This is a genomic window from Nitrospira sp. BLG_2, assembly GCF_049222245.1.
Window position 1 is genome coordinate 1 of the sequence record NZ_JBLYIG010000160.1, and the last position, 13,627, is coordinate 13,627.

11 protein-coding genes are annotated in these 13,627 nt (G+C 54.7%); 5 read left to right on the top strand and 6 right to left on the bottom strand.

Features of this window, described 5'->3' with window-relative positions; genetic code table 11:
* Positions 1 to 140 precede the first annotated feature (140 nt).
* Entirely contained in the window at positions 141 to 1,256 is a 1,116-nt protein-coding gene (locus tag ACOSYY_RS04380; RefSeq protein WP_421661050.1) for an FAD-dependent oxidoreductase, read from the top strand.
* A gap of 94 nt (positions 1,257 to 1,350) precedes the next feature.
* Here ACOSYY_RS04380 and ACOSYY_RS04385 read toward each other — a convergent pair whose 3' ends face one another.
* The 4 genes from ACOSYY_RS04385 to ACOSYY_RS04400 all read right to left on the bottom strand — a co-directional run bounded on the left by ACOSYY_RS04385 (position 1,351) and on the right by ACOSYY_RS04400 (position 8,110).
* Complete coding sequence (locus ACOSYY_RS04385; RefSeq protein ID WP_421661051.1) at positions 1,351 to 2,829, bottom strand: RtcB family protein; 1,479 nt, start codon at positions 2,827 to 2,829, stop codon at positions 1,351 to 1,353.
* Complete coding sequence (locus ACOSYY_RS04390; RefSeq protein WP_421661052.1) at positions 2,799 to 3,236, bottom strand: archease; 438 nt, start codon at positions 3,234 to 3,236, stop codon at positions 2,799 to 2,801. Before ACOSYY_RS04390 ends, ACOSYY_RS04385 begins: the two co-directional genes overlap by 31 nt.
* Positions 3,237 to 3,306: 70 nt before the next feature.
* Positions 3,307 to 4,440, bottom strand: coding sequence for a M24 family metallopeptidase (locus ACOSYY_RS04395; protein WP_421661053.1), 1,134 nt, complete (start codon positions 4,438 to 4,440; stop codon positions 3,307 to 3,309).
* A gap of 310 nt (positions 4,441 to 4,750) precedes the next feature.
* Positions 4,751 to 8,110, bottom strand: coding sequence for a YhdP family protein (locus ACOSYY_RS04400; RefSeq protein ID WP_421661054.1), 3,360 nt, complete (start codon positions 8,108 to 8,110; stop codon positions 4,751 to 4,753).
* Positions 8,111 to 8,384: 274 nt separating this feature from the next.
* Between ACOSYY_RS04400 and pgm the strand changes: the two genes are divergently transcribed.
* The 4 genes from pgm to brnA are packed head-to-tail and all read left to right on the top strand — an operon-like array spanning position 8,385 to position 11,405.
* Complete coding sequence (pgm, locus tag ACOSYY_RS04405) at positions 8,385 to 10,031, top strand: phosphoglucomutase (alpha-D-glucose-1,6-bisphosphate-dependent) (protein ID WP_421661055.1); 1,647 nt, start codon at positions 8,385 to 8,387, stop codon at positions 10,029 to 10,031.
* 13 nt (positions 10,032 to 10,044) lie between these two features.
* Positions 10,045 to 10,887 (top strand): class I SAM-dependent methyltransferase, encoded by an 843-nt coding sequence (locus tag ACOSYY_RS04410; protein ID WP_421661056.1) that lies wholly within the window; start codon positions 10,045 to 10,047, stop codon positions 10,885 to 10,887.
* Positions 10,838 to 11,200, top strand: coding sequence for a BrnT family toxin (locus ACOSYY_RS04415; RefSeq protein ID WP_421661057.1), 363 nt, complete (start codon positions 10,838 to 10,840; stop codon positions 11,198 to 11,200). Before ACOSYY_RS04410 ends, ACOSYY_RS04415 begins: the two co-directional genes overlap by 50 nt.
* Entirely contained in the window at positions 11,169 to 11,405 is a 237-nt protein-coding gene (gene brnA / locus ACOSYY_RS04420; RefSeq protein WP_421661058.1) for a type II toxin-antitoxin system BrnA family antitoxin, read from the top strand. Before ACOSYY_RS04415 ends, brnA begins: the two co-directional genes overlap by 32 nt.
* A 240-nt stretch (positions 11,406 to 11,645) precedes the next feature.
* On the opposite strand, the gene ACOSYY_RS04425 is transcribed toward brnA, so the two are convergent.
* The gene (locus ACOSYY_RS04425) at positions 11,646 to 12,560 is read right to left on the bottom strand and encodes a mechanosensitive ion channel family protein (RefSeq protein ID WP_421661059.1); all 915 of its coding nucleotides are present in this window, start codon (positions 12,558 to 12,560) and stop codon (positions 11,646 to 11,648) included.
* 246 nt (positions 12,561 to 12,806) lie between these two features.
* Positions 12,807 to 13,627 (bottom strand): lipoyl synthase (gene lipA / locus ACOSYY_RS04430; protein ID WP_421661060.1); only part of this gene is annotated, 821 nt, incomplete at its 5' end.

A 13,627-nucleotide genomic window follows, 5' to 3' on the forward strand; every position in this document is an offset into this window, starting at 1 on the left:
CGCGTGATGGCCTGCAGTGATCTCGGCCCGGATCGAGTCGCCCGGCTTCTTGGAGCCTTTGAGGTGCTTGGTGTCCTTACTGACCAACATCTGAACCTCGTTGCCCTCATAGTCCTCAACGACGTACGCACGACTCTTTTATGAGCCGTCAGATCCGGCGCAACGGCATCTCACTGTTTCACGGACGAGTGCGTTTCCTAAGTGAACACACGATCGAAATGCAAACCGTGGACGGAGCACAACAACAATTCACTGCCGACATCATCGTGGTAGCCACGGGCTCGCGTCCGAAAAACCCCGAAGAGATTCCCGTCGACCACGAGCACATCCTCGACAGCGACTCACTGCTTTCCATGATGTACTTGCCCCGGTCACTGGCTGTTGTCGGAGGCGGTGTGATCGGCTGCGAATATGCTTCCATCTTTGCGTTGCTGGGAGTCGAAGTCACCCTGATCGATCGTGCTCCCTATCCGCTTCAGTTTATGGATCGAGAACTGGTCGAACAGTTCATCAAAGGCTTTGAACAGCAAGGCGGCCATTATCTCGGCGGACAGCATATCGAGAAGGTGCAATGGGACGAAGTTGCGCACGTGGTCACGAAGCTGAGCGATGGAACGACGATCAATACTGAGAAGATGCTGGTCGCGCTGGGACGACAGGCCAACATCGAAGACCTGAATCTCTCCGCGGCAGGGATCATGGTTTCGGAGAAAGGCGTGATCCCTGTGAGTCAATACTGTCAAACAAATGTTTCCCACATTTATGCCGTCGGCGACATGGTCGGTGCGCCGGCATTGGCGTCTAAAGCCATGGAACACGGTCGACGCGCCGTCCGCCATGCCCTCAACCTCCCGATCGGTGATGCAGCCTCGACGATCCCACTAGGCATCTATACGATCCCGGAAATGGCTAGTATCGGTCTTGACGAGATGGGCGCCCGGGAACGGTATCGGAACCCATTGATCGGACGGGCAAAGTTCGAGGAAATCGCACGCGCCCAGATATCGGGCGCCGGGCATGGCCTCCTCAAGATGGTGGCTGATCCGGTGGGTGAGCGGCTACTCGGAGTGCAGATCGTCGGCGATTTCGCCACGGAACTGGTGCATCTTGGGCAATTAGCCCTTCAAAGCGGCAGCACGATCGAATCGTTTATCGACAACGTCTTCAACTTTCCGACCTATGCCGAAGCGTACCGAATCGCCGCGCTCGACATCCTGGGCCAAGTGGCGAAATCTCGAACAGCCAAAGCCGCATAGTGTTTCGATCAGATGCGTAAACTCATACAGGTTCAACCCCTCAAGCTGAATGAATTTCAAAATCGAACAGCACAATTGCAAGACCGTGCGTTGACTAACCCTTGATGTTGCCGATCGGCCGGAGTTCCGCCACTGTTTTTGTGATGCCCGCACGATCGACCGTCTCGACCACCTCGGATATGTTTTTGTACGCTATTCCAGCTTCTTCCGCCAAACCCGACATTGAGACCGCCTTCACAAGGATTCCTCGCTGTTTCATTTGCTTCTGTATCTGCTCACCACGAACAGTCTTCTTCGCCTGGGCCCGGGACATCGTGCGTCCAGCCCCGTGCATCGTCGAAGCAAAGGTGTCACGCACCGCTTTTTGCGTCCCTACCAACAGGTAGGACCCTGTTTCCATTGAACCGCCGCAAATGACCGGTTGACCAGTCGTCCGATATCCTGGCGGGAGATCGGAACTCCCGGGCCCCAATGCTCTCGTTGAACCTTTCCGATGGACCACCAATTCTCCTTCCGGATACCGCTCAACTTTGGCGATATTGTGCGCCACGTCATAGACCAGCTCCATACCCATCTCCTCTGCTGATCGACCGAATACAGCGGCAAACGCTTCCCGAATCTGATGAGTAATCACTTGACGATTGGCAAAGGCGGTATTGGCCGCACAGTTCATGGCCGAGAAATAATCCTGTCCCTCGGTCGATGTAAACGGGGCGCAAGCTAATTGCTGATCCTTCACGGAGATCCCATATCGCCGCATCGCTCGTTCAAATACCTTGAGGTAGTCGCTCGCGACCTGATGGCCGAACCCACGTGACCCACAGTGAACCATGACAACAATTTGATCGTGGCCGGTGATTCCCCACGTTGAAGCAGTCTCTTTGTCAAATACCCGATCACTGGCTACCACCTGTACCTCGAGATAGTGGTTCCCTGACCCCAAGGTTCCCAATTGATTGATTCCTCGACTGACTGCCTGATCGCTGACTTTTGACGGGTCTGCGCCGGTTATGCATCCTCTTTCTTCCATTGCCTCCAGATCGCGATGCCAGCCGAATCCCTGTTCGATGCACCATCGAGCCCCGTTGGTCATGACTTGTTCAAACGAGGAGCGATTCAAACGTACAAACCCGCTTGCGCCCACTCCAGCCGGCACTCGGCGAAATAATTCGGTCATCAACCGATCAAGATGTGGCTGTACATCTTCCTGTGTGAGATCTGTTCTGATAAGGCGCATGCCACAATTGACATCATAGCCGACACCCCCGGGCGAAATGATTCCTGATCGGACATCGAATGCGGCGACACCTCCGATAGGGAAGCCGTAGCCCCAATGGCCGTCCGGCATGCACAGCGCGTAACGTTTAATTCCAGGGAGACAAGCGACGTTCGTAACTTGCTCGAACACTCCGGCGTCCATCGATTGAAGAATAGCCGAGGTGGCATAGATTCGTGCAGGGACCAGCATACCGGTCTTTTCGGTAGCGGGGATCTCCCACACCTCATCAGTAATCCGATTGACCCGCATCCCGGTATTCAGCTTCATACGTCCAACACCACCCTCACGGTCCATTGTCCTCCTTGTTGGCCCAGCCGATAGAGATGTTTGGTGATCCCCTTCACATCGGCTCTCAACGCCTGTGTCGAACCATTGACCGATTCTCCCCGCAGCAACCCCTTCAAGTTCCAAAAGCCATTTGGCAGTTGAACGAGGACGATGTGTGCACTGTTAAATACTACTCCGTCCGCATCCTTCCAGTACACGAGATCCGAGAGCCAGTCGAACAATAGTTCGGCAGGATCCTCATCTGTCCGTTCAATCGCTTGCCGCCACGTGGACCCCACTGTTGAGGGATCAGCCAAGGCTTCCATGACCGCGCATGTCGCCCCTTGGAATAATTCTTGGAGTGAATCACCTGAGGCATCGAACGCCAGATCAGCTGTTGCGACGTTGTCCAAAAAGTGAAATGCGTGGGACATCCCGGTGCCAAAAGAGACTGCTCACTCGATGGGAAAACGCGGAGATGAGCGGTCTGGTCCGAACCGTTGCCTATCCGAGCTCGAAGACTTTGGGGAAATTGGTGAGATTACGGCAGCCGTCCTTCGTGACGAGCACCATGTCCTCGATTCGGACTGCTCCCAACCCCGGATAATACAGTCCTGGTTCGACAGTGACGACATGCCCTTCTTGGAGAAGTGACCCTGTTCGACTGATACGCGGCGCTTCGTGGATGTCCAACCCAACTCCGTGTCCGGTTCCGTGAAAAAACCCCTGCATGCGCCCGTTCACCAAGCCGGTCTTGTATCCGGCCTTTTCAAAACGCGCGCAGATGCCTTGATGGATCTTCATGCCGTCAGCGCCGTCTTTGATTTTGCCGATGGCATCTTCCTGGGCATCTTTTACGGCGCCATACAACCGTTTTAGTTCCGGGCTCGCCGTCCCGCGTATCACCGTACGCGACATATCGGCAAAATAGCGGCTCGTCGCTGAACGAGGGAACACATCGAAGATAATGCTGCGATGAGCCGGCAACGGACCGCTCCCTTCATTGTGGGGATCACAGGCCTGTTCCCCACCCGCCACGATCGTATGCTGTGCCACGCAGTTTCGCTCCATGAGTTTGACATTGATCAACTGCTTGACCCGCTCAGACGTCAACACTTCTCCGTCAAACCACAGCTCCCCGTCCTGGATGGTCGCCCGTCGCAACAGATCATGCGCCGAGGCTACCGCATCTTCAGTGGCTCGCTGGGTGAGCTCGATAGATCGGACTTCCTCCGCATTTTTCACGACACGTTGTTCGTAGAAAGGATCGCGTTTCGGTTTGAGACTGTATCCCAATTCCTGTAACCGCGTGGCGTAGATAAAGGGGAAATTCGCCGGGACCAGCAGGCGTCTGACTTTGGACTCTTTCATCACGACATGCACGATATCGACCGTCGTCGGGTTCTTCATCCCCTGTTTCTTCGCCCTCTGTTCGATTTCAGAGTAGGATAGCACTCGATCCACCGAGGCTTGAGTCCTGGCACGATCCATTTCCAGATCGCTCATGACCATCAACCGCTCACCCTTGATTTCAAGGTAGATGAACGGATCCGGCGCCATGAAGCGCGTGGCATAGTACAAATTCGAATCATGCTCGCTGGCGGCGATGAACAGTGTGGCCGACTCTGGTTGTGACATCGCGCTGCGTTTCATGGATGAACCAACGAGATGACGGCACCCACCAAGGCGCACGGCGTCACGAATAAATGACGCCACGTTTGTGCGCGCCGGCGAGATGGTGAGCCGGCTGTATCTTGAGGCGAAGCGTAACAATTCACCCACCCGTTCATCGCATGCGCGAACAGGCGTTTGCCGAGGCCGTACGGTGAGTCTCTAAACGATGCGAGAGCGAAGTCGGCAAGCAGCATTTTCAGCACCTTAAATCGGATGCTAACATGGGGACGGGGGTCGGTCAAGAAATGGTAATCGGGTTAAGAATTAAGGCTCGTCACGGCACAGCAGGAGCCGTGGATGGAGCCACATCTTTTGGTCGTATTCCGGATTCTTCATTCGGCGTAACCAAGTCTATCGGCAGCGTGAGGGTGTTTGTGAGCACATCGACCGCCAGTTGAGCCAATCCCGATAGACCGGATGAGAAATGCTTCACCGGCAGATAGGTCACTTCGGGATTCTCCATCGCTCCCTTCACGGTAAACATCGCCGTGGCGATGCCCTTGCGATCGCCCGCAACGATTCGCCCAAAGAGTGGAATCGTCTTGAGGAATTGAGAGTATGATCCGAACGGACTCGCGGCAACGGCAAGATCCAGTTGATCCGTCGGTAAGTCATAATTCCCCGCCGCGGTGATCTTAAGAATCGGACTATCGATGATTAAGTTTTCAGTCTGGAACAAGCCGTTCTGAATCATGATTGTCGCAGAGACTCTGTTGTACGGTAGCCCCTCATTTTCAAGATCGACTTTTCCCTGCAACACGGCCGGGAGGTTCAGCAAACTAATGATTTGCCACACCGCCCGTTCATTCGCTTTCAAGATATGCCCGTTTTCCATCAGGACCTCGATCTTCCCATTCAAAGAAGGAGAGACGCCGTGTGGATTGCGCCCGTGGCCGCGAAGAGAACCGCTGAGGCGAATCTCTCCTGACGAGGCAGGAATTTTTGTAGTAGCCAACCTCAATAGATCATTGACGTCCACTCCCGTCGCTCGGAATGACAGGTCGAAATCAGCGGGGGCCTTTGGGGGCAGTCGCAGTACCAGCCGTCCCGCCACGTGCCCATGAGTTGACTCGCCGGAGAGCCGATCGATATCCAGCACGCCGTCCTGAATATTGATTCGAGCGACAAGCGAACCCAATTTCAGATGCTTGTAGCGGCCACGTGCAACCGCCGCGGTCATGGTGATGTAACTGGTCGCCGCCACCGTTTCGAGGAATTCTCGGACGGGAGTCCGTTCACTCTTCGGAGTCAACAGGTTCAAATCCAATTGGTTTGATTCGATCTTGCCGGTGATGATCGGCTTTGCCATCCAATTTCGAACCGTCGCTTCTACGGCAATGTCACTCCCTTGAACTTTAAACGACAGCCGTTTGAATTCGATCTCGTTGCGGGCAAACTTTACGCGGGCATAGAGATCTTGGATATGCCCATCAACCCCTTTCGCCTGCATCAGCCCGTTCGTCAGTCCCATCCACCCAGTCATCCGCCAGGTTTTCCAATCCGGCTCTTTCCCTTTGACCTCGAGCGAAACTTCGATATTGCCTGCTTCAAGCCCACCTTTAGATATCCATTCCGGAAGACTGGCTACCGACAACGTACCCGTCGCCACTGCCATATCGATCATAAAGCCATTGCCGAACTGCAGGGTTCCTTTGGCCGGAATGTTCAAAGATGGAAGGATCAGTTCCACTCGCTGCAGCTTTACGCTGGTAGACCGAGGCATAACCCCCTCAAATTCCACAGTGGCGTGAGGACCGACGGGCTTGGCAATCGGTCCAAGCGCCACTATTGCGTCATCCAACACAACGGACCCTCGGATATGGGGTCTCGTCGTCAAACCAGAGAACGCCACCGTCGAGCTGAACGTACCCTCGAATGAACTCCGTTCGATCGTCGAGAAATGAAACAACCGAACCATCTGCGTCGCATCGCCTCGCGCACGAATGACAAAATCCTGATACTGACCTTGGGATCCTCCGGTGATGACACCGTGAACCTGCACAGCGATCCCACCAAGATGTCCGACAACTTGATCAAACTGTGTGGATCCATCGGCCAAGACAAACCTTCCCTGTACCCCTGTCAAACGCTCCGGTAAATTCACATGATTGAGGCTGATCTGGCGAGCCGTAATCTCTCCACCGGCAAATGCGATCCCGCCGGACCGGTTCAACGGTCCCACAAGGCGAAACTTCGATTGCGCCGTACCCTCAGCGTCACGGATACCGGCTAACAACGGCATGACTCGTTCCGTTTTCACGGTCTTCACTAGAAAGTCGATGAGATGCGTTGCCTCCGTCTCTCCCGTAATCTCCATTTCCAACCATGGACCTGCGTCGATAAACGACACCTCCGCTTTTCCACCGGTGATCTGCATTGCCCCATACATTCCGGTTACCTTGGCAATACGAACCCGTCCTGTCTCAACCATCACCACTGCAGCGAGGTCTTTCGCGGCTACACGATCACTGCCGATCAAACCCTTGCCCTCGCTGACATGAAACTCCCCGATCGTCGAGAGTTGTGGACCGGTAGTCGCGGATCCAGTGAGCGTCGCGTTGACCACTTGCACTTTACCGTCCACCTGATGATCAGCCAGCAAGGCTGGAAGCTGCGGATGAACCCAGTCAGGTGGAAAGGTTTTCAGTAGCTGAGGAAGAGCAACGAGAGAACTGCTGAACGTGACGGCAAATGTTGGCTGAGGAGTCAGCAGGCCGGCAAGATTGGCCTTTCCTTTCAGTGTAATGTTGTTCAAGTGCGCGGTCATGTCGGACAGGACCATGTCATATCCGGCAACACCCGGCATGACACGGACGGTGCTCTTCAGATTTAACGCTCCTTGAAGATGCTTAGAAACCGGCCTGGGACCGAGAAAGTCAGCCGCGTCCCGTATCTTGAGGTCAGCGGCGTCGATCTGTCCTTCAAACTGAAATCTTGTAGAAGATTCGGTGGTCTCTTCACCAGATAACGACACCGATGGTTCCGCTCGTTTGACGACACCATCCAGCGACACAGCGGATATGCCCGATTCTCCCTGATGAGCCGCCGACAGATGCAAATCTGCAACGCCACGATCAGGCCGGATCAGCAGCCTGAACTCGACGTGATCGAACTGGAGAGATCGAATGCCGTCTGGTCTGGCGGCATCAATCATCGTGATCGTTCCGTTGACGAGCGTCACCTCCCTGATCATGAGTGTCCGCGCCATCATGTCCATCGTTTCCTGATCCGAATCCGCCTGGCTGTTCAACTCATCCAAGATATTCCAATCACCGCGTTCGTTCCGCCGAAGCGTCAGTGTTGGTTCCTCGATCAACAATCGCTTGCCGATAACTTGTCTTTTTAGGAGCGGCAGGAGGCGCAAGACCAGATCGACCCGTTTCGCCGTCAAGATCACCTCTTCTGACTCAGGATCGTGAATCTTGACATCAGTGAGTTCCACTCGGACACGTGGAAAGACCCCCAACTTCACGCGATGTACGTCGATCTTTCTTCCCAGACTCTCCTCAAGCTGTTCCAGGACAAAGTCTTTGAAATAGTCTTGGCCGGTCAGCTCTCTCGAAAATGAAAGGAATGTGACGGTCAAGACCACGAAGGTGAGCAAGACCACGAGCGCAAGCCGAAGCTGAGACACACCACTCCCTTCAAATTACAGAGAAATCCCCTTGCTTGGCATCTTACCGGATCGAATACTTGAAATCCATCAACCCGGCGTTCTATAAAGGTTTCTCCCTCCAATTCCATGGCTCGTAGGCATCAACTCGAATCCAATCATCGCATCTCACTCACTTAAGACAGTCTCCGAGGTAACCGCTGTTTCCTGACACCCACACGAGTAAGATTCTCTTTCAATTTACGCTGACCTTCTATAGTTGACAGCGGCCTAACAGGCGAACTACATATCTATCATGGCTATTCATCCTCTCGCCGGCCAACCAGCCCCTCTTTCAATCCTCGTGGATGTGGAGAAATTATTGTCTGCTTACTGGGCTGAGAAACCGGATGTCTCGGTCCGAGAACAGCGCGTGTCCTTCGGTACATCGGGGCATCGCGGCTCTTCCTTCAGGCGAAGCTTCAATGAGAACCATCTCGTGGCCATCACTCAGGCAGTTTGCGAATATCGGGCCGCCCAGCGCACGTCCGGGCCTCTTTATTTGGGGAAGGATACCCATGCGCTATCAGGGCCCGCCTTCGTGACAGCTCTGGAGGTCTTCGCAGCCAACAGCGTCGACGTCGTGATCGACCGGAACGATGGGTACACACCGACACCGGTTATCTCGCATGCCATCCTCACCTACAACCGTATCCGACCTTCTGGCCTGGCAGACGGAGTTGTCATCACACCATCGCACAATCCTCCGGAAGACGGCGGTATTAAGTACAACCCGCCGAGCGGGGGCCCTGCCGATACACAAACCACGAAGTGGATCGAAGATCGCGCCAATGCCCTGCTGGCGGCCAACCTCCAAGGCGTGAAACGTCTTGCGATTGAACGGGCTCGACAAGCATCGACCACTCATCAGCACGACTACATTGAGGCCTACGTAAGCGATCTGCGCAACGTAGTCGATGTGGATATCATCAAATCCGCGGAGCTGAAGCTTGGGATCGATCCACTCGGCGGATCAGGTGTGGCCTACTGGCAACCGATCACCGAACGCTATGGATTCGATATCGAGATCGTGAATCCGGCTGTGGATCCCACCTTCCGGTTCATGCCCTTGGATTGGGACGGGAAGATTCGTATGGATTGTTCGTCTCCTTATGCAATGGCGAATCTCATCGCTCTCAAAGAGAGGTTCGACGTGGCCTTCGGCAATGATGCCGATAATGACCGACACGGGATCGTCACTCGTTCCGGCTTGATGAATCCGAACCATTACCTGGCCGCCTCGATTGCCTACCTCTTCGCCAATCGTGCCGGCTGGAAATCCGATACGGGGATCGGCAAAACCTTAGTCAGCAGTAGCCTGATCGACCGCGTCGCGGCAAAACTCAAGCGGAAGCTTGTTGAGGTGCCGGTCGGCTTCAAGTGGTTTGTCAACGGCCTGCTGGACGGCTCGCTCGGCTTTGGCGGCGAGGAAAGCGCCGGGGCGTCATTCCTCCGTCGTGACGGCACAGTCTGGTCAACCGATAAAGACGGCATCATCATGGACCTTCTCGCTGCCGAGATGATGGCCAAGACCGGCCGCGATCCATCAGAACTATACCGAGACCTCACGAAAGAATTAGGCGAGCCGGTTTACGAACGGATCGATGCACCGGCCACTCCGGAACAGAAAGCCATTCTTTCCAAACTCTCGCCCCATCAAGTAAGCGCAACAGAACTGGCAGAAGATCGAATCGCGGCAATGCTTACCGAGGCTCCAGGCAATGGCGCAGCGATTGGGGGCCTGAAAGTCGTCACCGAGAGCGGATGGTTCGCCGCGAGGCCGTCGGGAACCGAAGACGTCTACAAACTTTACGCGGAGAGCTTCAAAGGGAAGGAGCATCTGAAGCGGATTCAAGAGGAGGCACAAGTCCTCGTCGCCGGCGCATTGGCCTCTCCCGCATGATCTTCTTGGCATCATGAACAGGCATGCTCTCCGCTGGCCTCTGCCGAAACACGACTATTGGTCCACACCGTTCGCCGAATCGTTACTGCAACACTTGGATCTTCGGCCAGGCTTGCGAATTCTTGATGTCGCCTGCGGTCACGGCATTCCGGCCCTCTATCTCGCCGAGCAGGTCGGCCCCACCGGAGAAGTTCTGGCGACAGACATCAGCGCCGGTCAGGTCGCTCGTGCCAGGGCGATTCAAGGTTCGCAACTGCCATGGCTTCGCTTCGACTGTGCGGACATGCGCGCCTTGCCGCCTGATCTGCCGACTTTCGATCGCGTCACAGGCAATCTCTCCGTCATGTTCTTTCGTCCTCATAGATTCGAGGCCGTCCGTGGGCTCGTCGAACGGCTCAGCCCAGGAGGCCAACTCGTTCTGACCTTTCCGTCCTATGGAACATTCGATTCACTGTGGCAGCGAGTGGATCACGCAATGATTGAGCAAGGGCTGACCAACGAGCAAGACCGATTCCAGGAATATCTGAATGAACGGCCATCGGCGCAGGAAGGACGAACATGGCTGGAGAAACTCGATCTTGAACGAGTCGAGGCCATCGAGTATCCGCTTGAAGTGGTGACTGGTCCCGGGCCAGAGTTTCTCCATCATCCGCTCCTTCGCGGTGGCTTTCTCGACGACGTGTACGAATGCTTCGAGGACCAGACCATCGCCGATCGGTTCATGAACGAAATCGCCCAAGACATTACCCGATTTACCCCATTGATCGCACAACGCTGTGTGCTTTCAGGGTGGAAACGAAATCCGGATGCTGATTTACAAGGATTGGGCGTCAAATCTTCTTGGCTTGCCGAATGACTCTTCGCAGGTATCTTTTCTATACCAGATGGATTTCGAGTTCGATTCGGCGAAGAGCAAGGCCAACCATGAGAAACATGGGATCGATTTTATCGAGGCACAACAACTGTGGGAAGACGAGGATCGTCTTGAAATTCCGGCACGAACGGAAGACGAACCCCGGTATGTGCTCATGGCGGCCATCAAGCAAAAGCTCTGGTCGGCCATTTTTACTTATCGAAAAGGCCGCATCCGGTTGATTTCGGTCCGAAGAGCCAGGAAGGAAGAAAAGGAACTCTACCATGAAAGCAAAGAATCTCGAGAAGATGTTTGATGAAGGGGAAGATATTATGTCTCATCTTGATCTCTCTAAGGCGCGCCGTCCTGGGCATGAACAGAGACGAGTGAACGTGGATTTTCCCAGTTGGATCATTGAATCACTGGATGCTCAGGCAAGCCGTCTTGGCGTAACCAGACAATCGGTGATCAAGTTGTGGATCGCCGAGCGATTGAAGGAAGAACAGAAGAATGCTAGTTGAGGTCCTGCGAGATTCTGAGTGAGTACCGGAGCAATCAGTGGTCAGGCGTGACTATCGACTTATCGAAACCAGAGCGCTCAGCGTTCGAAATCTACCGTCGCCTTGATCTAGGACCAGGCGGATATGCGATCGCGCCTTCGACCGACACCCGACGCGGCATACAGCTCGCGTTGCGTCGGAAATCCCGCCGATGATCCTCGTCGATACCGGACCATAGTTGAAGAGCTTAGCCCTTCGCGCTCAACGCACAGCCGGCGGATCGGATGACACGCTCGCCACATAGAGCGGTGACGGCGTTCCATCCTTGGGCGAACCCCAGCAGATCGTCTGATGCGGGAACGGCATCTCGATGCCCTTGACGTCGAAGGTGTTCTTGATCCGGCGGTTCATCTCACGGCCGATCCGCCATTGCCGAATCGGTTTGGCCTTGATCCGACATTTGATGATGACGGCGGAATCGGCAAACCGATCGACGCCCAACATCTCCAGCGGCTCCAAGATGTCATCTGCAAACTCCGCATCTTGCCGCAATTCTTCGGCAATGTCCTTCAACAAGGCCATGACCTCATCGACGTTCTCCCGGTAGGCAACGCCGATATTGAAGACATAATAGGAATAGAGTTGAGTCATGTTTTTCACTGTATTGATATTGCCGTTCGGAATGACATGAATACTCCCCGACTCATCGCGCAGCACGATCGTCCGCAGTTTCACTTCTTCCACCAAGCCGCTCACCCCGGCAATCTCCACGACGTCGCCGACCCGGATAGAGTCTTCGAGAAGAATGAAGAACCCTGAGATGACGTCTTTGACCAAGCTTTGGGCGCCGAAGCCGATGGCCAGGCCTCCCAGCCCGGCCGCGGCCAGCAAGGGTTTCAAATCCACTCCGACTTCCGAGAGCACCATCATCCCCCCCACTCCAAGAATGACGACGCGAGCGAGATCCCGGATGACTTGAGTCAGCGTATCGGCCCGTTTCAAGTCCGTCGGCCCGAACAGCCGACTTTCATAGAGACGACGAAACCGCTCCACCACCCGATGAAGGAGCGAAAATAAGAACAGCATCCCGACCATAATTAAAATAATCCGTAAGCCCGATGAAGAAATCCATTCGAATGAACGATCCACGAATCGGCTGAAGTAGGTTTCGATCATGCATACCTCCATTGCTCGTTGAGCACATCAACGATCGGAACGCCGATGCCGACGGCTCCCGCATCAATCTATGGCCTTGCAGCATGGCGACACTCTGGCGCAAAGCCGAATTACTTGTCTATATGCGAACAAGGTCCGGAGATCAAAATGGATGCGTGAGGAGAACAATTGAAGAGAACAAGGAACACCTCAGCGGCTGACGCACCTTAGACGGGACTGAAGATTTCGAGCATGCCAAGATATCGTTTACCGATCAGTTACCTGCTGCTCCGCATGATAGGAACTGCGGACCAGCGGACCCGATTCTACATGGCTGAATCCCATGACAAGCCCTTCTTCCTTCAGCAATGTGAATTCAGAGGGGTCATAAAATCGGGCGACAGGCAGATGGTCCCTCGTCGGCTGGAGATATTGGCCGATGGTGATGATGTCGCAATGGACTGCTCGGAGATCGCGCATGACGTCTCGGGCTTCGTCAAGCGTCTCGCCCATGCCCAAGATCAAACCGGACTTTGTCTTCATTCCATGCTGTTTCGCCCTTGCAAGGAGATTGATCGACCGTTGATACTTTCCCTGAGGTCGGATCGAAGGGAAGAGTCGACTGACTGTTTCAATATTGTGATTCAGGATCTCCGGTTTCTCGGCACAGACCATTGCAAGTGCCTGCTCGTCACCCGCAAAGTCCGGTATCAGCACTTCAATCGTGCAAGCCGGATTCAGCTGTCTCGTCTGTCGAATCGTTTCCGCGAAGACCCAGGCTCCACCATCCGGCAATTCATCACGATTCACCGACGTAATCACGGCATGACGCAGGCCGAGGGCTCGCACCGCTTCCGCGACGCGCCCTGGCTCTCTCTCATCCACGTGAAGCGGCCTTCCGGTCTCGACAGAACAGTAGCGGCAACGTCTGGTACAGATATCGCCCAAGATCAGGAATGTCGCCGTGCGGGCATTCCAACATTCCCCGCGGTTCGGACAGCGCGCCTCCTCGCAAATCGTATGGAGCTTTAGCCGCTCCATGGTTTTCTTGCTCTCGCGATAATCCGGGCCGGTTCTGGCCTTACTCT